Source organism: Streptomyces sp. NPDC088261 (genome assembly GCF_044740805.1).
Taxonomy (GTDB): Bacteria; Actinomycetota; Actinomycetes; order Streptomycetales; family Streptomycetaceae; genus Streptomyces.
Genome location: NZ_JBIURL010000001.1, coordinates 42,204 through 62,269, shown reverse-complemented (window position 1 = coordinate 62,269; position 20,066 = coordinate 42,204). Strand labels below are relative to the sequence as shown.

At 70.9% G+C, this 20,066-nt stretch carries 21 protein-coding genes; 15 read left to right on the top strand and 6 right to left on the bottom strand.

Going from position 1 to position 20,066, the window contains the following annotated elements:
* The first annotated feature begins 9 nt into the window (after window positions 1–9).
* A complete protein-coding gene (locus tag ACIODU_RS00290; RefSeq protein ID WP_356421100.1) occupies window positions 10–681 on the top strand; it encodes a response regulator transcription factor in 672 nt (223 codons plus the stop codon).
* A 55-nt stretch (window positions 682–736) separates the two neighbouring features.
* Here ACIODU_RS00290 and ACIODU_RS00285 read toward each other — a convergent pair whose 3' ends face one another.
* A complete protein-coding gene (locus ACIODU_RS00285) occupies window positions 737–1,960 on the bottom strand; it encodes a threonine aldolase family protein (protein WP_401762153.1) in 1,224 nt (407 codons plus the stop codon).
* 102 nt (window positions 1,961–2,062) lie between these two features.
* Between ACIODU_RS00285 and ACIODU_RS00280 the strand changes: the two genes are divergently transcribed.
* The 10 genes from ACIODU_RS00280 (at window position 2,063) to ACIODU_RS00235 (ending at window position 10,601) form a co-directional block, all read left to right on the top strand.
* The gene (locus ACIODU_RS00280) at window positions 2,063–3,070 is read left to right on the top strand and encodes a Rossmann-like and DUF2520 domain-containing protein (RefSeq protein ID WP_401762151.1); all 1,008 of its coding nucleotides are present in this window, start codon (window positions 2,063–2,065) and stop codon (window positions 3,068–3,070) included.
* Window positions 3,067–4,098, top strand: coding sequence for a pantoate--beta-alanine ligase (gene panC, locus ACIODU_RS00275; RefSeq protein ID WP_401762148.1), 1,032 nt, complete (start codon window positions 3,067–3,069; stop codon window positions 4,096–4,098). The genes ACIODU_RS00280 and panC overlap by 4 nt, the downstream gene beginning before the upstream one ends.
* Window positions 4,099–4,268: 170 nt before the next feature.
* The gene (locus ACIODU_RS00270; RefSeq protein ID WP_356421097.1) at window positions 4,269–6,086 is read left to right on the top strand and encodes an L-aspartate oxidase; all 1,818 of its coding nucleotides are present in this window, start codon (window positions 4,269–4,271) and stop codon (window positions 6,084–6,086) included.
* Between the two features lie 2 nt (window positions 6,087–6,088).
* Window positions 6,089–7,204: a carboxylating nicotinate-nucleotide diphosphorylase gene (nadC, locus tag ACIODU_RS00265; protein WP_401762146.1), complete on the top strand. Its 1,116-nt coding sequence runs from the start codon at window positions 6,089–6,091 to the stop codon at window positions 7,202–7,204.
* Complete coding sequence (locus ACIODU_RS00260; protein ID WP_356420495.1) at window positions 7,204–8,001, top strand: type III pantothenate kinase; 798 nt, start codon at window positions 7,204–7,206, stop codon at window positions 7,999–8,001. Before nadC ends, ACIODU_RS00260 begins: the two co-directional genes overlap by 1 nt.
* 157 nt (window positions 8,002–8,158) lie before the next feature.
* Window positions 8,159–8,722 carry a hypothetical protein gene (locus ACIODU_RS00255; protein WP_356421095.1) on the top strand — a complete coding sequence of 188 codons (564 nt, stop codon included), beginning with the start codon at window positions 8,159–8,161 and terminating at the stop codon, window positions 8,720–8,722.
* Between the two features lie 14 nt (window positions 8,723–8,736).
* The gene (locus ACIODU_RS00250; protein ID WP_401762142.1) at window positions 8,737–8,922 is read left to right on the top strand and encodes a hypothetical protein; all 186 of its coding nucleotides are present in this window, start codon (window positions 8,737–8,739) and stop codon (window positions 8,920–8,922) included.
* A 146-nt stretch (window positions 8,923–9,068) separates the two neighbouring features.
* Window positions 9,069–9,572: a BlaI/MecI/CopY family transcriptional regulator gene (locus ACIODU_RS00245; protein ID WP_401762140.1), complete on the top strand. Its 504-nt coding sequence runs from the start codon at window positions 9,069–9,071 to the stop codon at window positions 9,570–9,572.
* Between the two features lie 9 nt (window positions 9,573–9,581).
* Entirely contained in the window at window positions 9,582–10,121 is a 540-nt protein-coding gene (locus ACIODU_RS00240) for an amino-acid N-acetyltransferase (protein ID WP_356420487.1), read from the top strand.
* A 144-nt stretch (window positions 10,122–10,265) separates the two neighbouring features.
* Entirely contained in the window at window positions 10,266–10,601 is a 336-nt protein-coding gene (locus tag ACIODU_RS00235; protein ID WP_161308513.1) for an Lsr2 family protein, read from the top strand.
* On the opposite strand, the gene ACIODU_RS00230 is transcribed toward ACIODU_RS00235, so the two are convergent.
* Window positions 10,580–11,212, bottom strand: a complete 633-nt coding sequence (locus ACIODU_RS00230; RefSeq protein ID WP_356420484.1) for an SCO3374 family protein — start codon at window positions 11,210–11,212, stop codon at window positions 10,580–10,582. The two genes, ACIODU_RS00235 and ACIODU_RS00230, sit on opposite strands and share 22 nt — an antisense overlap.
* 432 nt (window positions 11,213–11,644) lie before the next feature.
* Here ACIODU_RS00230 and ACIODU_RS00225 point away from each other — a divergent pair, with 432 nt between their 5' ends.
* Together ACIODU_RS00225 and ACIODU_RS00220 are read left to right on the top strand one after the other, a co-directional pair.
* Window positions 11,645–14,167 carry an ATP-dependent Clp protease ATP-binding subunit gene (locus ACIODU_RS00225; protein ID WP_167029193.1) on the top strand — a complete coding sequence of 841 codons (2,523 nt, stop codon included), beginning with the start codon at window positions 11,645–11,647 and terminating at the stop codon, window positions 14,165–14,167.
* Between the two features lie 445 nt (window positions 14,168–14,612).
* Window positions 14,613–15,404 (top strand): M23 family metallopeptidase, encoded by a 792-nt coding sequence (locus ACIODU_RS00220; RefSeq protein WP_356420480.1) that lies wholly within the window; start codon window positions 14,613–14,615, stop codon window positions 15,402–15,404.
* A gap of 44 nt (window positions 15,405–15,448) precedes the next feature.
* On the opposite strand, the gene ACIODU_RS00215 is transcribed toward ACIODU_RS00220, so the two are convergent.
* Window positions 15,449–16,027 (bottom strand): helix-turn-helix domain-containing protein, encoded by a 579-nt coding sequence (locus tag ACIODU_RS00215; protein WP_356420477.1) that lies wholly within the window; start codon window positions 16,025–16,027, stop codon window positions 15,449–15,451.
* Window positions 16,028–16,137: 110 nt separating this feature from the next.
* Between ACIODU_RS00215 and ACIODU_RS00210 the strand changes: the two genes are divergently transcribed.
* Window positions 16,138–17,763 (top strand): MDR family MFS transporter, encoded by a 1,626-nt coding sequence (locus ACIODU_RS00210; RefSeq protein ID WP_401762134.1) that lies wholly within the window; start codon window positions 16,138–16,140, stop codon window positions 17,761–17,763.
* Between the two features lie 77 nt (window positions 17,764–17,840).
* Here the strand turns inward: ACIODU_RS00210 and ACIODU_RS00205 are convergent, their stop codons facing one another.
* Window positions 17,841–18,092 (bottom strand): DUF397 domain-containing protein, encoded by a 252-nt coding sequence (locus ACIODU_RS00205; protein ID WP_401762131.1) that lies wholly within the window; start codon window positions 18,090–18,092, stop codon window positions 17,841–17,843.
* Entirely contained in the window at window positions 18,085–18,972 is an 888-nt protein-coding gene (locus ACIODU_RS00200) for a DUF5753 domain-containing protein (protein ID WP_401762129.1), read from the bottom strand. The genes ACIODU_RS00205 and ACIODU_RS00200 overlap by 8 nt, the downstream gene beginning before the upstream one ends.
* A 209-nt stretch (window positions 18,973–19,181) precedes the next feature.
* On the opposite strand from ACIODU_RS00200, the gene ACIODU_RS00195 reads away from it, so the two are divergent.
* Window positions 19,182–19,586, top strand: a complete 405-nt coding sequence (locus ACIODU_RS00195; protein WP_401762126.1) for an ATP-binding protein — start codon at window positions 19,182–19,184, stop codon at window positions 19,584–19,586.
* 201 nt (window positions 19,587–19,787) lie between these two features.
* On the opposite strand, the gene ACIODU_RS00190 is transcribed toward ACIODU_RS00195, so the two are convergent.
* Entirely contained in the window at window positions 19,788–20,066 is a 279-nt protein-coding gene (locus ACIODU_RS00190; RefSeq protein WP_401762124.1) for a DUF6087 family protein, read from the bottom strand.

The following is a 20,066-nucleotide window of genomic DNA, read 5'->3' as shown; positions in this document are numbered from 1 at the left end:
GAACCCCCGATGTCGATCCGCGTCATGCTCGTCGACGACCAGATGCTCCTGCGCACCGGCTTCCGTATGGTGCTGGCCGCGCAGCCCGACATGGAGGTCGTCGCGGAGGCGGGGGACGGCGCCGAGGCGATCGAGAACCTGCGGGCCACCGCCGTGGACGTCGTGCTGATGGACGTCCGCATGCCCCGCCTCGACGGGGTGGAGGCGACGCGCCGGATCTGCGCGGAGCCCAACCCGCCGAAGGTGCTCATCCTGACCACCTTCGACCTGGACGAGTACGCGTTCTCCGGGCTCAAGGCCGGGGCCAGCGGCTTCATGCTCAAGGACGTGCCGCCGAGCGAGCTGCTGAGCGCGATCCGCTCGGTGCACAGCGGCGACGCCGTGGTCGCGCCCTCCACGACCCGGCGGCTGCTCGACCGGTTCGCCCCGATGCTGCCCAGCGGCGACAAGCCGCGCAACAAGCAGATGGACCGGCTGACCGAGCGGGAGCGCGAGGTGATGCTGCTGGTCGCGCAGGGGCTGTCGAACGGCGAGATCGCCGGGCGGCTGGTGCTGTCGGAGGCGACCGTGAAGACCCACGTCGGCCGCATCCTCACCAAGCTCGGTCTGCGCGACCGGGTGCAGGTCGTCGTGCTCGCGTACGAGTCGGGGCTGGTACGGGCGGGCGGCGGCGGAGCCTGACCCCCGCCGGGTCCCCTGGCGGACCACCCCGGTCACTCCCTCTTTTCCCGCCCGCTCACCCGGTCACCCGCCTCACGAAGTCCGCCACCGCCGCCTTCACGTCCTCCGCGCTCCACTCCAGGCCCGCCTCCGCCACCGTGACCTCCGTGACCGAGACCCCGGGCGGTCCCGCGACCGCCTCGCGCCAGAGCCGGAACAGCGTCACCTTCGTCTCCTCCGCCTGCCGCACCCCGGCCTCGTTCAGCACCTCCCGGTCGTACGGCAGCCACACCTGGAACTGGTGCGTGTGCGGCGGCTCCGGATGGACGCGGAACCACGGCACCGCGGACTCCGCGAGACCCTCGGCGAGCGCCGCCGCGACCACGCGGGCGTGCGCCACGTACGACGGCAGGCGCGGCAGCTCCCGCTCCAGGCCGAGCAGCGCCGACAGGGCCGCCGGATACTGCTGGAACAGCTGGCCCCCGTAGCGGTGGCGCCACACGCGCGCCTCCTCCACGAGCGTCTCGGGACCCACGAGCACGGCGCCCGACAGGGCGTCGAGGGACTTGTAGAACGACAGGTACACGCTGTCCGCGAGCCCGGCGATCTCCGCCAGCGGGCGGCCGAAGTGGGACGCGCACTCCCACAGGCGCGCGCCGTCGAAGTGCACCACCGCGTCCCGCGCGCGTGCCGCGTCCACCACCGCGACCAGCTCGTCCCACGTGGGCAGGACGAACCCCGCGTCCCGCAGCGGCAGCTCCAGCATCAGCGTGCCGAACGGCTCCGCCAGCTCCTGTATCTCCCCGGCCGTCGGCAGCCGGGGCTCGCCCGTCGCCCGGACCGTCCGCAGCCCGCTGACGGCCGACAGCGCGCCGCCCTCGTGGACCTCCGGGTGCGCCAGCGGATGCAGCGCCACCACCGGATTGCCCGTGCGCCCCGCCCAGCAGCGCAGCGCCACCTGTTGCGCCATCGTGCCGGTCGGGAAGAAGACGGCGGCGGGGAATCCGAGCAGCGCGGCCACCCGGCGCTCCAGCTCGGCTACCACCCCGTCCCCGTACACGTCCGCCCAGCCGTCCACGTCGTACACGGACGCCGCGTCCGCCGCGAGCGCGGCCAGCCGCTCGCCCACCGGCTCGTTCACCGAGCCGCGCCACAGCGTCCGCCCGGAGGCGCGCCAAGCGGCCCGGCGGCGGTCCCGCTCGTCGTCGGAGGAGCCGCCCCCGCCGCCGGGGAGGCCGTCCCCCGCCTTTCCGGGGGAGCCGTCCCGTACCTCTTCGGCCTGTTCGCTCGTGTCACTCATGCACCGATCATCACCCAGCCGCCGTCCGGCGCGCACAGCCCTGTGGACAACTCCGGACGGGGCCTGTGGACAACCGGGAGGCGGTCCCGGCGCTGGCGTAGCATGGCCAGAAATCGTCCGGTACCCGCCGCGGACTGGAACGGAAGGCTCCGACGCGTGAACCCAGCAGCACAGGAACCGCTCGACCCGCGGGACCGCCCCGCCCGCCTCACGGTGGGCGTGGTCGGGGCAGGCCGGGTGGGCCCGGCCCTCGCCGCCGCCCTCGGTCTCGCGGGGCACCGCCCCGTCGCCGTCTCCGGCGTCTCGAACGCCTCCGTGCGGCGCGCCGCCACCCTGCTCCCCGACGTCCCCGTGGTCACCCCGGCCGAAGTCCTCGCGCGCGCCGAACTGGTCCTGCTGACCGTCCCGGACGACGCGCTGCCCGGCCTGGTCCAGGGGCTCGCCGAGACCGGGGCCGTACGACCGGGGCAGCTGCTCGTCCACACCTCGGGGCGGTACGGCACCCAGGTGCTCGACCCGGCCCTGCGCGCGGGCGCCCTGCCGCTGGCCCTGCACCCGGCGATGACGTTCACCGGCACGTCCGTGGACGTGCAACGGCTGGCCGGCTGCTCGTTCGGCGTGACGGCGCCCGAGGAGCTGCGGCTGGCGGCGGAGGCGCTGGTCATCGAGATGGGCGGCGAGGCCGAGTGGATCGCGGAGGAGTCCCGTCCGCTCTACCACGCGGCGCTGGCGCTGGGCGCGAACCACCTGGTCACGCTGGTCGCCCAGTCCATGGAGCTGCTGCACAGGGCCGGGGTCGAGTCCCCGGACCGGATGCTGGGCCCCCTCCTCGGCGCGGCCCTCGACAACGCGCTGCGCTCCGGGGACGCGGCCCTGACCGGGCCGGTCGCGCGCGGGGACGCGGGCACGGTCGCCGCGCACGTGGAGGTGTTGCGCGAGCACGCGCCGGCCGCCGTCGCGGGTTACCTGGCGATGGCCCGTACGACCGCGGACCGCGCGCTCGCCCACGGCATGCTCAAGCCGGAGCTGGCGGAAGACCTCCTGGACGTCCTCGCGGACGGCGACAGCCCCGGGGACACCCGCGGAGGCACCGGCGGGGGCGCCCGATGAGCCTCGCCCCCGTCCCCTCCCGCGCGGACCTGGACCGCCTGCTGGACACGTGGCACGCCACCCACCCCGGCGGGCGGGGCGGGGTCGCGGTGGTCATGACCATGGGCGCGCTCCACGAAGGGCACGCCACGCTGATACGGGCGGCCCGCGCGCGCGTCGGCCCCACCGGGTTCGTCGTGGTCACCGTCTTCGTCAACCCGCTCCAGTTCGGCGCGGGCGAGGACCTGGACCGCTACCCCCGCACCCTCGACGCCGACCTCAAGACCGCCGAACACGCGGGCGCCGACGCCGTCTTCGCCCCGTCCGTGGACGAGGTGTACCCGGGCGGCGCGCCCCAGGTCAGGATCACGGCGGGCACCATGGGCGAACTGCTCGAAGGCGCCTCACGGCCCGGCCACTTCGACGGCATGCTCACCGTCGTCGCCAAGCTGCTCCACCTCACCCGCCCCGACATCGCGTTCTTCGGCCAGAAGGACGCCCAGCAGCTCGCCCTGATCCGCCGCATGGCCCGCGATCTGAACTTCCCCGTCGAGATCGCCGGCGTACCGACGGTCCGCGAGGACGACGGCCTGGCCCTGTCCAGCCGTAACCGCTTCCTGTCCGGCGCGGAACGCCGTACCGCCCTCGCTCTCTCCCGCGCGCTGTTCGCGGCCCGCGACCGCCTCGGCGCCCAGCACGCGCTGCGCGCCCGCGCGGAGTCGGCGCCCGCGCCGGACGCGCGCGCCGCCGGGCTCTCCGCCCTCGGCGAGCCCCGGCTCGCGGCCGACGCGCACGCGGTGGCGCGCGGCGGGGCGGCGGCGCGCCCCTGCGGGGCGGACGCCGTACGGGCGGCGGCCCGCGCGGTCCTCATGCCGGCCGTCAGGGCCGTGCCGCCCCTGACGCTGGACTATCTCGCCCTGGTCGACCCCGCCGACTTCACGGAAGTCCCCGACGACCACACCGGCGAGGCGATCCTGGCCGTCGCGGCGCGGGTCGGCGGCACGCGGCTCATCGACAACATCCCCCTGACCTTCGGAGCTCCCCAGTGACCGCAGAGTCCTCCCGGGGGACGCTCCCCGGACCGTCGGGATCCGTGCCTTCCCCAGCCGCGCCTTCTCCGTCCGCGCCTTCCCAGGAGATACCCGCCGGAGCCCCCGAAGCCTCCGCCTCCTCCGACTCCTCCGCCCTCCACGGAAGCGCCGTCGCCACCGGGATACGGCTGGCCGCCCCCGCCCCCGGCTGGGCCCTGGACGCCGACGTCGTGGTGGTCGGTTCCGGCGTCGCCGGGCTCACCACGGCCCTGCGCTGCACCGCCGCCGGACTGCGTACGGTCGTCGTCACCAAGGCCCGCCTGGACGACGGCTCCACCCGCTGGGCCCAGGGCGGCGTCGCCGCGGCGCTCGGCGAGGGCGACACCCCCGAGCAGCACCTGGACGACACGCTGGTCGCGGGCGCGGGCCTGTGCGACGAGGAAGCCGTCCGCGCGCTCGTCACGGAGGGCCCGGACGCGGTACGCCGGCTGATCGGGACCGGCGCCCACTTCGACACCGGCGCGGGCGGCGAACTCCAGCTCACCCGCGAGGGCGGCCACCACCGGCGCCGTATCGTCCACGCGGGCGGCGACGCGACCGGTCTGGAGATCTCCCGGGCGCTCGTCGAGGCGGTCCGCGCCGCCGCGCTCACGACCGTCGAGAACGCGCTCGTCCTCGATCTGCTGACCGACGAGCACGGCCGTACGTCCGGCGTCACCCTCCACGTGATGGGCGAGGGCCAGCACGACGGCGTCGGGGCGGTCCACGCGCCCGCGGTCGTCCTCGCCACCGGCGGCATGGGCCAGGTCTTCGCGGCGACCACCAACCCCGCCGTCTCCACCGGCGACGGCGTGGCACTGGCGCTGCGGGCGGGCGCCGAGGTCTCGGACCTGGAGTTCGTGCAATTCCACCCGACGGTGCTGTTCCTGGGCGCGGGCTCGGAGGGCCAGCAGCCGCTGGTGTCCGAGGCGGTACGGGGCGAGGGCGCCCACCTCGTGGACGCCGACGGGGTCCGCTTCATGCGCGACCAGCACGAACTGGCCGAGCTGGCGCCCCGCGACATCGTCGCCAAGGCGATCATGCGGCGCATGCTGGAGCAGGACGCCGACCACATGTACCTGGACGCCAGGCACTTCGGCGCGGAGATGTGGGAGACCCGCTTCCCCACGATCCTGGCGGCCTGCCGCTCCCACGGCATCGACCCGGTGACGGAACCGATCCCGGTGGCCCCGGCGGCCCACCACGCCTCGGGCGGCGTCCGCACGGACCTGCGCGGGCGGACGACGGTGCCGGGGCTGTACGCGTGCGGCGAGGTGGCCTGCACGGGCGTCCACGGCGCGAACCGGCTGGCGTCGAACTCGCTCCTGGAGGGGCTGGTGTTCGCGGAGAGGATCGCGGCGGACGTGGCGGAGCGGGTGCGGAGCACGAGGACAGAGCACCGCTCTCCTAAAGCGGGTGTCGTTCCTGCGGAAGACGGCGCCTCCGAAGACGGCGCTTCTACTGAAGACGCCATCCCCGACGCCCCCCTCCGCCCCTCCGACCTCTCCCCGCCCGCCTCCCGCCAACTCCCCCTCATCGCCCCCGAGGCCCGCATCCGGATCCAGCGGATCATGTCCGAGGGCGCCGGAGTCCTCCGCTCGGCCCACAGCCTCGGCACCGCCGCCGACGCCCTCGAAGCCGTCCACCGGGACGCCCTGCGCGCCGACGAGCAGCCGGGGGAGGGCGAGGCCAAGGCCGCCGTCCCGGGGGTGGACTCCTGGGAGACGTCCAACCTCCTCTGCGTCGCCCGCGTCCTCGTCGCCGCCGCGCTGGAGCGCGAGGAGACCCGCGGCTGCCACTGGCGCGAGGACCGGCCCGAGCGCGACGACGCCGACTGGCGCCGGCATCTTGTCGTCCGTTTGGCACCCGACCGTAGTTTGACGGTCCGGCGTACCGGAACGGCTGCGTTCCCGCCCGTCGACCCCGTATACGTACATGCAGAACCCGACGTCCCCAGGGAGCCGTAACCGTGAGCACGCCCGAAGACAGTCCGCGCCCCGAGCCCGTGGACGTACCCCTGATCCAGATCGGCGCCCCGGCCGCGGCGTCCGCCGGGGGTGGCTGCGGCGACGGCTGCGGCTGCTCCGGCGGCGCGGACGGCTTCGGCCCCGACGACCTGGAGTGCGGGCTCGACCCCGTGCTCGCCCAGCTCCTCGCCGAGTCCGGTCTCGACCCCGTCCAGGTCGAGGACATCGCGCACGTCGCCGTGGAGGAGGACCTCGACCACGGGGTGGACGTGACGACCGTCGCGACCGTCCCCGAGGACGCCGTCGCCACCGGTGACTTCACGGCCCGCGAGAGCGGCACGGTCGCCGGCGTGCACGTCGCCGAGGCCGTCCTGTCCGTCGTGGCCACCGACGAGTTCGCGGTCGAACGGCACGTCGCGGACGGCGACCGCGTGGAGGCCGGGCAGAAGCTGCTCAGCGTCACCGCCCGTACCCGCGACCTGCTCACCGCCGAGCGCAGCGCGCTCAACCTCCTGTGCCGCCTGTCCGGCATCGCGACGGCCACGCGCGCGTGGGCGGACGTCCTGGACGGGACACCGGCGAAGGTACGGGACACCCGCAAGACCACGCCGGGGCTGCGGGCCCTGGAGAAGTACGCGGTCCGGTGCGGCGGCGGCGTCAACCACCGGATGTCGCTGTCGGACGCGGCGCTCGTGAAGGACAACCACGTGGTCGCGGCGGGGGGCGTCGCGGAGGCCTTCAAGGCCGTACGGGACCGGTTCCCCGGCCTGGCCGTCGAGGTGGAGGTCGACACCCTGCACCAGGTCCGTGAGGTGCTGGACGCGGGCGCCGACCTGATCCTGCTGGACAACTTCACCCCGGCCGAGACGGCGGAGGCGGTCGGCATCGTGGCGGGACGGGCGATCCTGGAGTCCTCCGGGCGGCTCACGCTCGCCACCGCGCGCGCGTACGCGGAGACGGGGGTCGACTTCCTCGCGGTGGGGGCGCTCACGCACTCCTCGCCGATCCTGGACATCGGCCTGGACCTGCGCGAGGCCGAGCCCTTCGACGCGGAGGCCCCCGGCGACTTCGTCACGGACGCCGGGGCGCACGACGGACCCGGCGGGGCGGGCGCCTGATGCTGCTCACCATCGACGTAGGCAACACCCATACGGTCCTCGGCCTGTTCGACGGCGACGACATCGTCGAGCACTGGCGCGTGTCCACGGACGCCCGCCGCACCGCCGACGAACTCGCCGTCCTGCTCCAGGGCTTGATGGGGATGCACCCGCTGCTCGGCGACGAACTGGGCGAAGGGGTCGAGGGGATCGCGATCTGTTCGACGGTCCCGTCCGTCCTGCACGAGCTGCGCGAGGTGACCCGCCGCTACTACGGGGACGTTCCCTCGGTCCTGGTCGAGCCGGGCATCAAGACGGGCGTGCCGATCCTCATGGACAACCCCAAGGAGGTCGGCGCGGACCGCATCATCAACGCGGTCGCGGCCGTCGACCTCTACGGCGGTCCGGCGATCGTGGTCGACTTCGGTACGGCGACGACGTTCGACGCCGTCAGCGCGCGCGGGGAGTACGCGGGCGGGGTGATCGCCCCCGGTATCGAGATCTCCGTCGAGGCGCTCGGGGTGAAGGGCGCGCAGCTCCGCAAGATCGAGCTGGCCCGGCCCCGGAGCGTGATCGGCAAGAACACGGTGGAGGCGATGCAGTCCGGCATCGTGTACGGCTTCGCGGGCCAGGTCGACGGGGTGGTGACCCGGATGAAGCGGGAGCTGGCCGACGACCCGGACGAGGTGACGGTGATCGCGACGGGCGGGCTGGCGCCGATGGTGCTGGGGGAGGCGTCGGTGATCGACGAGCACGAACCGTGGCTGACGCTGATCGGCCTGCGGCTGGTGTACGAACGCAACGTCTCGCGCATGTGACGCCGTCCGCGGCCCGCCACCGCCGGGGGCCGCGCGGCGCCGTGCGAACCCGGGCAGGGCACCCCGGGGCCGCGCCCGGGAAGGACCATTAAGCGGATTTTGTCCCCCCAGCGCGTAGGGTCGCCGCATGCCCACGCCATACGGATCCCGTGGCGGCATGGCGTTCGGCGCTGACGAGCTGCGTGTGCTCCGACGCGCCCTCGCCGTCGCCCTTCGTCCCGCCCCGCTTCCCGACGAGGACGTCCGGGCCTGCCTGCGGCTCGCCGAGTCCGTGGACGAGGCGGAGGGGGAGGCCGACCGCATGCGGGCGTTCCTGCTCGCGGACCTCGCCCGGTACCGCGCCGCCCTGCCCGGCTCCGTCGGGGGCTACCTGGAGCTGCTCCAGGACGCCCTCGCCGCCGACTACCGGCCGGGACCCGACGACCTCGCCGCGCTGCGCGCCCTGCGCGGTAACACCCTCGCCGCCGCCCTGCTGGACCGCTGCCAGGAGCCGTCCGTACCCCGTGCGCGGCTCTTCTCGCTCCCCGGCGGCCGCGCCGCGGACGAACCGAAACAGCCCCGGCAGCCGCGGCCCGAGCAGCCGGACCGGCCGAAGCCGTCGCGCGACCCCCGCGATCCGCGCAAGCCCGGCGAGCCCGCCCGCCCCATGCCCAAGCCGTCCGAGGTCTTCCCGCCGCGCCGCCGCCCGAAGCCCCCACCGGAGGAACGGGCGGCCGGGTAGCTAGTCTGGTCGGCATGGACTACGTATCCGCGCTCGTGCCCCCTGTGGTGATGGCTGGTTTCTTCATCGCGCTGGTCCGGACGATCGTCAAGAGCCAGGGCGGTTCGAACAAGGCCAAGGAGGACGCGGCCGTCGACGCGGCGCTCGCCCGTGCCGAGGCCGCCCAGCAGGGCCGTACCCCGGACACCCACGGCGCCTGAGGCACCGGCGGGCGGGCGGCCGTCGCGCCGGCTTCGGCCCTGGACCCCGTCGCCCGTGACCTGGACGTACGACTGATTCCCAGTCGTACGTCCTTTTTGTTACGTCAATAACCGGCCATTCCGACATCTCCTACTATGGTGGCGCTGTGCCCCGCCAATTGGGAGACCTTGAGGACGCCGTCATGACACGCGTCTGGCAATGGAACCGCCCGGTCACCGTCCGGGAAGTGCTCGAAGACCTTCAGCAGGAACGGTCCATCGCCTACACCACCGTCATGACCGTAATGGACAATCTCCATCAGAAGGGCTGGGTACGGAGGGAAGTCGACGGCCGCGCCTATCGATATACGGCGGTCTCCACCCGCGCCGCGTACGCCGCCGCCTTGATGAACGAGGCATGGTCGAAGAGTGACAACCCGGCCGCCGCCCTTGTCGCGTTCTTCGGCATGATGTCGCCCGAGCAGCGCCGATCTCTCGAAGACGCCGTGCGTATGGCCCGCGCCGACCGCCCGGAAGGCGACGACGCGGAAGACGGGCCGCGGGAAGAGGGCACGGGGGAAGAGGGCGCGGGGGAAGGCGCCCCGGCGGAAGACCGCCCCGGGGAACGGCGGGCCGAGGGCGCCGAGGGGACCGCGGAGGCGGGGCGATAGCGTCCGGGCATGTCCACAGCCGTTCCGCTTCCCAATGCATCCGCAAATGCCCTCACGGTCCGGCGGGCCAGGACCGGGGATGTGCCGGCGGTCCGCCGACTCGTCGACCCTTACGTACGCCAAGGCATCCTCCTCGACAAAGCGCCGGTGACGCTTTACGAGGACATCCAGGAGTTCTGGGTCGCGGAACGCGCCGAGGACGCGCGCGTCATCGGCTGCGGCGCCTTGCACGTCATGTGGGAAGACCTCGCCGAAGTGCGCACCCTGGCCGTGGATCCTGCGGTCAGGGGCCTGGGAGCGGGCCATCTGTTGCTGGACGCGCTCCTGGAGACGGCCCGCCGGCTGGGAGTGCGGCGCGTATTCTGCCTCACCTTCGAAGTCGAGTTCTTCGCGAAGCGCGGCTTCGCGGAGATCGGCGGGACGCCGGTCGACCGAGATGTGTACAGGGAGCTGCTGCGTTCCTATGACGAGGGTGTTGCGGAGTTCCTGGGTCTCGAACGGGTGAAGCCGAACACCTTGGGCAACAGCCGGATGCTTCTGCACCTGTGAGCGTCCGATGTGCCGGAGCCCTATGTCCGAATCGCGCACGTTTCCCGTCTTCTCGTGCCACTGAACCTCTGCCGAGGGTTTGTGTTTTCCTGAGAAAAGCGGTTTCCTTTCCGCGTACTGCATTTTTCGATGAAAGGAAATCCGGTGGCACAGAAGGTTCAGGTCCTTCTTGTCGATGACCTCGACGGTGGCGAGGCAGACGAGACAGTGACGTTCGCTCTCGACGGCAAGACCTACGAGATCGACCTCACTACCGCCAATGCGGACAAGCTGAGGGGTCTCCTCGATCCGTACACCAAGGGTGGCCGGCGCACCGGCGGCCGTGCCGCGGGCAGCCGTGGCAAGGGCCGTGTCGCGGCGGGCGGTAACAAGGACACCGCGGAAATCCGCAAGTGGGCCAAGGAGAACGGCTACAGCGTCAACGATCGCGGCCGCGTTCCCGCCGAGATCCGCGAGGCTTACGAGAACGCCAACGGCTGAGCATTCGTACGGAGCGTAATTCTGTGCAGCAGCCGGGCCCGGTGGCACTCGGTCGCCGCCGCGTCCACGAGGCGTACGAGATCGGGGGCATCCCCACTGCCCCCGTTGCCCGGTGCGCGTCCGAACGGGGCGAGCGCCGGCAGTGTCGCCTCCACCTCGCGTCCGGGCTCGGGGGGCCGCAGCCATACGGCGGCCCCCTGCGCGACGCCCTCCGCCGGCCACCACGGCGGTACGGGCGCCGGCGTCCGGTCTCCGGCGCCGAGCGCGGTCAGGCCGAGCGTCAGGGAGCCGATCGCGCCCCATTCCAGCCAGTCGAGCAGCCCCGGCAGCTCGTCCGCGCTCCCCGCGGCCACCAGCAGCCGCATCCGCCCGTCACCGAGTGCCACAGGCCCGGTCGGGCCGATCCGCCGCAGCAGGGCCGCACCGGCGCCCGCGGGCAATTCCAGTACGTCGAAGCGCGTGCCCGTCAGCAGGGCGAGCGGGGATCCCCCGTCCGTGGGCCAGCCGAGGCCGCCGGGCCCGTCGCCGTACCACCGTGCCCACGCGGAGGCCCGGCGGGCGCGACCGCCCTGGAGCGGTGCGCGGCGGGGGAGCGGAACGGTGGCCGTCATGCCCGGGGAACTCCCCGGAGCGACCGGGAGTTACGGAAAGTGTGCGGCGGCTCGCGCTGGGTGTCCGACTTGCGGGCGTACGGGCGCATTGCGGAGCGCAAGGTTGTTCGCCCGTAGCGGAGGGAATCGGCGTGCGCCGCATGGACTGTCAGTCTTTGCGGGTAAGACATTCCTAGTGGGGAGGGGCGACACGCGGTTTCGGGCGTCTCACGTTCGCCATCGGCGTACTGCCGATGAGGGTATCTGCCTGGCCTGCGGGAACATCGTCTCGCACCATCAGGTTGGAGCTGTTGACGGCGTCCGGGGCTCACGGCCGAGGACGCGGGACCCGGCAGTTGGAATGAGCGGTCCCCGCTTGCGGGACTAAGCTGCGGAAGGACAGGGAGGGGACCGACCCCTTTACTGCCTGACCGCTCTGAGGAGCGATTAACGATGTTCGAGAGGTTCACCGACCGCGCGCGGCGGGTTGTCGTCCTGGCTCAGGAAGAAGCCCGGATGCTCAACCACAACTACATCGGCACCGAGCACATCCTCCTGGGCCTTATCCACGAGGGTGAGGGTGTCGCCGCTAAGGCCCTGGAGAGCCTCGGGATTTCGCTCGAGGCGGTCCGCCAGCAGGTGGAGGAGATCATCGGGCAGGGGCAGCAGGCCCCGTCCGGCCACATCCCCTTCACTCCCCGTGCCAAGAAGGTCCTGGAGCTGTCGCTCCGCGAGGCCCTTCAGCTGGGCCACAACTACATCGGCACGGAGCACATCCTGCTCGGCCTGATCCGCGAGGGCGAGGGCGTCGCCGCCCAGGTCCTCGTGAAGCTGGGCGCCGACCTCAACCGGGTGCGGCAGCAGGTCATCCAGCTGCTCTCCGGCTACCAGGGCAAGGAGGCCGCCACCGCCGGCGGTCCTGCCGAGGGCACGCCCTCCACGTCCCTGGTCCTCGACCAGTTCGGCCGGAACCTCACCCAGGCCGCTCGTGAGTCCAAGCTCGACCCGGTCATCGGGCGCGAGAAGGAGATCGAGCGGGTCATGCAGGTGCTGTCCCGCCGTACGAAGAACAACCCCGTGCTCATCGGCGAGCCCGGCGTCGGCAAGACGGCGGTCGTCGAGGGACTGGCGCAGGCCATCGTCAAGGGCGAGGTGCCCGAGACCCTCAAGGACAAGCACCTCTACACCCTCGACCTGGGCGCGCTCGTCGCCGGTTCCCGCTACCGCGGTGACTTCGAGGAGCGGCTCAAGAAGGTCCTGAAGGAGATCCGCACCCGCGGCGACATCATCCTGTTCATCGACGAGCTCCACACCCTGGTGGGTGCGGGCGCCGCCGAGGGCGCGATCGACGCGGCTTCGATCCTGAAGCCGATGCTGGCCCGCGGTGAGCTCCAGACCATCGGTGCGACCACGCTGGACGAGTACCGCAAGCACCTGGAGAAGGACGCGGCCCTGGAGCGCCGTTTCCAGCCCATCCAGGTCGCGGAGCCGTCGCTGCCGCACACGATCGAGATCCTCAAGGGGCTGCGCGACCGTTACGAGGCGCACCACCGCGTGTCCATCACGGACTCCGCGCTGGTCGCCGCCGCGACGCTCGCCGACCGTTACATCTCGGACCGCTTCCTGCCGGACAAGGCGATCGACCTGATCGACGAGGCCGGTTCCCGGATGCGCATCCGCCGGATGACGGCCCCGCCGGACCTCCGCGAGTTCGACGAGAAGATCGCGGGCGTCCGCCGCGACAAGGAGTCGGCGATCGACTCCCAGGACTTCGAGAAGGCGGCGTCTCTCCGTGACAAGGAGAAGCAGCTGCTGGCGGCGAAGACCAAGCGGGAGAAGGAGTGGAAAGCCGGCGACATGGACGTCGTCGCCGAGGTGGACGAGGAGCTGATCGCCGAGGTCCTGGCGACGGCCACCGGCATCCCGGTCTTCAAGCTCACCGAGGAGGAGTCCTCGCGGCTGCTGCGCATGGAGGACGAGCTCCACAAGCGCGTCATCGGCCAGAAGGACGCCATCAAGGCGCTCTCCCAGGCGATCCGCCGTACGCGAGCGGGTCTGAAGGACCCGAAGCGCCCCGGTGGCTCGTTCATCTTCGCCGGTCCGTCCGGTGTCGGTAAGACCGAGCTGTCCAAGACGCTCGCCGAATTCCTCTTCGGCGACGAGGACGCGCTGATCGCGCTCGACATGTCGGAGTTCAGCGAGAAGCACACGGTCTCGCGTCTCTTCGGTTCGCCCCCCGGTTACGTGGGTTACGAAGAGGGCGGCCAGCTCACCGAGAAGGTGCGCAGGAAGCCGTTCTCCGTCGTCCTCTTCGACGAGGTCGAGAAGGCCCACCCCGATATCTTCAATTCCCTTCTCCAGATCCTGGAGGACGGTCGCCTGACCGACTCCCAGGGCCGGGTCGTGGACTTCAAGAACACGGTCATCATCATGACGACCAACCTCGGGACCCGGGACATCTCCAAGGGGTTCAACCTGGGCTTCGCGGCGCAGGGTGACACCAAGAGCACGTACGACCGGATGAAGACGAAGGTCAACGAAGAGCTCAAGCAGCACTTCCGGCCCGAGTTCCTCAACCGTGTCGACGACACGGTGGTCTTCCACCAGCTCACCGAGGAAGACATCATCCAGATCGTCGACCTCATGGTCGACAAGGTGGACGAGCGACTCAAGGACCGGGACATGGGCCTGGAGCTCAGCCCGGCCGCCAAGTCGCTCCTCGCCAAGAAGGGCTACGACCCCGTGCTGGGCGCCCGGCCGCTGCGCCGGACCATCCAGCGTGAGATCGAGGACATGCTGTCGGAGAAGATCCTCTTCGGCGAGCTGCGCTCGGGTCACATCGTGGTCGTGGACACCGAGGGCGAGGGTGAGGCGAAGAAGTTCACCTTCCGCGGCGAGGAGAAGTCGGCGCTGCCGGACGCCCCGCCGATCGAGCAGGCGGCGGGCGGCGGCCCGAACCTGACGAAGGACGTGTAGTCCTCGCGAAGGCGCGTACGCACGAAGGGGCTGCCCCGGACCGTTTTCCACGGTGCGGGGCAGCCCCTTTTGGTGTGCCCGTGCCCGTGCCCGTGCCCGTGGGCGTCGGGTTCCGGGGGCCCGTGGGGGGCCGGGTTCTGGTCGGCCCGTGGGGGCCGGGCCCTTGGTCCTGAAACGGACAGGGCTTCGGTCCGGAGGCCGTGACAAGCCGCACAGGGGGTTCCGGGACTACTAGCGGACGTAGTGCCGGACGCGGGGCGGGGCGGGCCCGGGGCGCCGGGGCCGGGTGGGGCGGGGGCCGCGTCAAGGGGCTTTATGCCGTTCCGACTCCTACGACACGCTGTCGTAGATGGGCGGTTTGGGTGGAGATGGGCGGCTGGGTTATCAAGGTGGGGACCGCCCGGCATCCGTGTCGGGTCTCCTCATGCCCGGAGGTTTTCCCCGCATGTTCCAGCGCGACCAGTTCCGTCTCTCCCGCCTTCCCTCCTCCCTGCGTACCCGGACCGGCCTGGTGGCCGCCGGCCTCGGGGTGTCCATGGCGTGCGGGGCGGGGGCCGCGGTCGCCGCGACCGGTGGCGACGGCGCCGACGTCGGAGTGAGCCGTACGGCGACCGCCCTGACGGCCTCCGTGGCGTCCGGTGCGGTGGCGAAGCAGGCCGACGCCCAGGCCTCGGCCGCGGCGCACGCCAAGCAGGTCCGGGCCGAGCGGGCGGAGGCGGCGGCGAAGAAGGCCGAGTCCGACGCGAGGAAGAAGGCCGCGCAGGTGAAGGCGGACCAGGCCAGGGCCAAGGCGAAGGCCGAAAGGATCAAGAAGGCGCACGGCTGGACGGACCCGGTGGACCACTACCAGCTGAGCGCGAAGTTCGGCCGGGGCGGCAGCATGTGGTCCCACAAGCACTCCGGCCAGGACTTCGCCGTACCGACCGGCACCACCGTCAAGGCCGCCCACAGCGGCACGGTGGTCAAGGCGGGCCCGAACGGCGCCGGTGACGGATCCGCGTACGGCAACGCGATCGTGATCCGGCACGGCGACGGGACGTACTCGCAGTACGCGCACCTGTCCAAGATCAAGGTGTGGGCCGGCCAGCACGTGAAGGCCGACCAGCGGATCGCGTACTCCGGCAACACCGGCAACTCCAGCGGCCCCCACCTGCACTTCGAGATCCGTACGACCCCGAACTACGGCTCGGCGGTCAACCCGCTCACCTTCCTGCGCCACGCGGGTGTCACGGTCTGAGTGTCGTCACGGTCCGAGTGAGGGTCGCCTTCGGCGCGGCCCTCTCAGAGGTCGACGTGGTGCGCCTGGGTGATGAGGTCGGTGGAGACCTCCAGGATGGCCAGGCGCTTCTCCTCGGCGTCCCCCTCGATGTCCTTGAGGGCGAACTGTCCCGCGTGCATGGTGAAGAGCGCGCTGGTGCAGCGCACCCGGTTGGCCATGGTCGCGTCCGGGTCCAGCAGCAGCTCCATCAGGGCGATCATCCGGACCTTGAAGGTCTCGCCGATGCTCAGGTCCCGGATCGTCGCCTGGTTCTCCTGCATGAAGCGGAAGAGGGGGGACGCGCCGCGCAGGGCGGCGCTGTAGCGGCGCAGGATCTCCCGCTTCGTCTCCAGCGTGGCGGGCTGTGACTTGCCCCACTCGATCAGGGTGTCGATCGGCTGCGTCACGTCCTGGAAGACGCTGATCAGGATGTCTTCCTTGGTCTTGAAGTGGTAGTAGAGCGCGGCCTTGGTGACGTCCAGGTGCTCGGCGATCTCCCGCAGCGAGGTCTTCTCGTATCCCTGTTCGGCGAAGAGCTCCAGGGCGACATCCTGGATGCGCTGACGGGTGTTGCCCCGTCGGGGGTGCTGAGTGCTGCCCACGGTGCTCTCCTTGGGAAAAAACTTACTTGACGCCCGGCAAGTTAGCCGTCTACCTTCTGAGTGTAATGCTAGCTTGCCGGGCGGCAAGTAAGTCAGGGGAGTAGGGGACGATGAGTCAGACGAGCCGTCAGACGGGGAAGGCCGAACAGGCCGCGGCACCCGGGAACCCGTCAGCCGGGACGTTGACGCCCGGCAAGCCGGAGCCTCAGCCGCGCAGCGTACGGATCGTGCTGCTCGCGCTCATGATCGCGATGCTGCTGGCGATGCTGGACAACATGATCGTCGGTACGGCCATGCCGACGATCGTCGGTGAGCTGGGCGGTCTCGAACACCTGTCGTGGGTGGTCACCGCGTACACCCTCGCCACCGCCGCCTCGACCCCGATCTGGGGCAAGCTCGGCGATCTGTACGGCCGCAAGGGCGTCTTCCTCACCTCCATCGTGATCTTCCTGATCGGTTCCGCGCTGAGCGGGATGGCCCAGGACATGAGCCAGCTGATCGGCTTCCGGGCGATACAGGGCCTGGGCGCCGGCGGTCTGATGGTCGGCGTGATGGCGATCATCGGCGACCTGATCCCGCCCCGCGAGCGGGGCAAGTACCAGGGCATGATGGCCGGCGTGATGGCCCTCGCCATGATCGGCGGACCGCTGGTCGGCGGCGCCATCACCGACCACCTCGGCTGGCGCTGGAGCTTCTACATCAACCTGCCGCTGGGCGCGGTGGCGCTGGCGATGGTCACGGCCGTCCTGCACCTGCCGAAGAAGGACCGCTCGAAGGTCAGGATCGACTTCCTCGGCGCCGGGCTGCTGACCGTCGGCATCACCTCGATCGTGCTGGTCACGACGTGGGGCGGTACGGAGTACGACTGGAGCTCCGCGATCATCATGGAGCTGATCGCGCTCGGCGTGGTCGCGCTCATCGGTTTCGTCGTCGTCCAGAAGCGGACCGCCGAGCCGCTGCTGCCGCTGCACATCTTCCGCAGCCGCAACTTCACTCTCATGTCGGTGATCGGCTTCCTCACCGGCTTCGTGATGTTCGGCGCGGTGCTCTTCCTGCCGCTGTACCAGCAGGCCGTGCAGGGCGCCTCCGCCACCAACTCGGGGCTGCTGCTCCTGCCGATGCTGCTGTCGATGATGGTCGTCTCGCTGATCGCGGGCCGGGTCACCACCAACACCGGCAAGTACCGGATCTTCCCCATCCTGGGCGGCGCCCTGATGACGGTCGGGCTGTTCCTGCTCGCGCAGATGGACACCGAGACCTCGCGGCTGACGTCCGGCCTCTACATGGCCGTGCTCGGCGCGGGCATGGGCTTCCTGATGCAGATCACGATGCTGGTCGCGCAGAACAGCGTCGAGGCCAGGGACATGGGCGTCGCGTCCTCCTCGACGACCCTCTTCCGTACGCTGGGCAGCTCGTTCGGCGTCGCCATCATGGGCGCGCTCTTCAACTCCCGCGTACAGGACGAGATGGCGGCGAGGGGCGGCAGCACCGGCGGCGGCCTCGCGTCCGCGCAACTGGACGCGGCCAGCCTGGCGAAGCTGCCGGACGCGGCGCGCGAGGCGTACCAGCACGCGGTGTCGACCGGCATCCACGGCGCCTTCACGCTGGGCGCGGCGATCGCGGTGATCGGCTTCGTGGCGGCGTTCTTCGTCAAGGAGGTCCCGCTGCGGGGCGCGGGCCCGAAGCCGGCGGAAGACCCGTCCCCGGCGGACGGCAGGGTCCCCCAGTCGGCCTGACACCGACGCGGCACACAAGCGGCACACACCAAGGACGTCCCCCGGCGCACGCGCACCGGGGGACGTCCTGTCGCGCCTTACGGCACGAGCCCGGGCTGCCCGGCCCGCACACCGCCGACGTACGCCTCGTACTCGCTGTTCGTCAGCGGGATCACGCACTCGGGCAGGACGGTGGACCGCAGGATCCATCCGCCGTCGACCCGGGCGACTTCCAGGCAGTCGCCGGTTCCACCGGCGGACAGAGCGGACTTGGTCCACTTCACTGCTGTCAGATCCTGAGCTATGAGCTTCCTGAGTTCGGCTGCTGTGGAGAGTTCATCCCTAGTCACGCGACATCTCTTTCCTGAGAGTTCTCATCTTTTCCAAGGAGTCGGACGGTGAGAGTGAGATCTCCCGCAGGGCATCCACGAACCCTCGAAGCTCTCGCATCTCCCGCGGGTCCTTTCGGAAGCTCATGCCGGCCATGGCATCGACGGCCCCCAACGGCCTCTCGTTGGCTCCCCCGAACTCGAAAAGGCTCAACACGTAGCTGAAGCTGGCGGGAGCGGTGAACGGAACGACGCGGAACGTGACATGACGCTCCGTTCCGTCTTCGATCAACGAGTCGAGCTGGCGAGTCATGATCTTCCTGCCTCCCACTTCGTGCCGTAGTGCCCCTTCACCGATGATGACTTCGACCTCTGGCGGACGGTTCCTGTCGAAGATGCCACGACGATTGCGGCGAAGCTCCACGGACCGCTCCATCGCATGTGGAGACAGGGCGGATCTCGTCAGCGCAGTGGTGATGGTGCGACCGTAGTCGGACGTTTGGAAGAGGCCGGGCACGAGACTGCCTGCGCAGGAAATGATCTTTGAGGCCGCGTCTTCGTATGCGATGAACTCCATCAAGCTCTCGTGGAACTCGTCCGAGAAGGAGGTCCACCATGCTCCTTCGATCGCGGTTCCCTCGCGCAGCATCGTCTCCAACTGGACCCGCGTCGCCAAGTCGGCTTCGTAGAGGCTGAGCAGTGCGGTCAACTCGGCCTCGGTGGGCCAAGCCGCTCCCCGCTCGATGCGGGAGACGCGGTCGACGGTCTTGCGACGCAGGGCCTTGGCAGCGTCGATCTGCTTGATCTTCTGACCGTCGGCTGCGCGCGCCTTCAGGCGGAGTTGCTGGATCGCGTCGCCGAAGCGTTGGCGAGCGACCATCGCTGATGTGTTGACCGACACCCGGCAGCCTTCCCTTGCGGCTCGTCAGAACTGTCGCGCAGCGTAGCGCGGCGCGCCTGCCGATGGCACTTCCGAGCGTATTTCCGCGACAGCAGTTGCAAATGTGGGTGCGATTGCAACAGACTCACATGTCACGCACCGGGTGGGTTCTGTGTCGGTGCGTCATCGCCTACGCGGCTGCCCGGCGCGGTCGCACGCTGGAGGCTGCCATGCACGCAGATCGGCACGTACAAGGTCCCTCGGACGAGGGGCTGTTGGCCGAGAGATCCTTCGAGAGCCGCCCGGAGTCCGTGAGTATCGCGCGCCGTTGGGCCGGCGCGGTGTGTTCCACGGTGGACGGTGCCGACGTCCACCTGTGCGAATTACTGGTCAGCGAGGTCGCGACCAACGCGGTTCGGCACGCCGAGGGTCTTTCGTTCCAGGTGCGCATTTTCTACCCGTCCCTACGGCTCGAGATCTGGGACGGCTCCCACCGCCTGCCGGAACGCCGGGTGGCCACGGAGGGCAGCGTCAGTGGACGAGGCCTGGAGATCCTCGAACTGCTGGCACCCGGCTACCGGGTTGTGCTCGGTAGCGAGGGCAAGGGAATCTGCTTCCAGCCGAAGGGCTGGTAGAGGCGCGTGTCCTGTGAGCGCCTGAGCGGGACGGGCCTAGGTCCCGACGTCCTGACTGGTATGGACGATTGCCCGCACGACACAGAACTGCTGCGCCGGGTTCTGAGCGGCCTGTACGAGCTTCCCGATGAGCGGTCGCAACAAGCGCGGTCGGCGAAGGCTTATTCGGTGGGTGGCGGTCGCGCCGGATCGTCGTGAAGGTCACTGCTCGGCAAGCGGCCCGTCAGCCCATGCCTGTGCCGCGGCGAGGTCGCGCGCTGTGCCGACCACCTGGTAGGTGAAGCCGTCCCATTCCTCCAGGACACGCGGCTCGTCGGGGCGTAGGTGGGCAGCACGACCGTGCGTGGTCCGGTGGCGGCGGTACTGGTCCATCGGCGGGAGGCGCCGCTTGTTGTACGCGGCGAGTGGATCGTCGGCATCCGGGCGCGGGACGGCGCGCGAGGGCTGGTTCGGCGGGCCGGGTCGGCGGTGCTTGGCCAT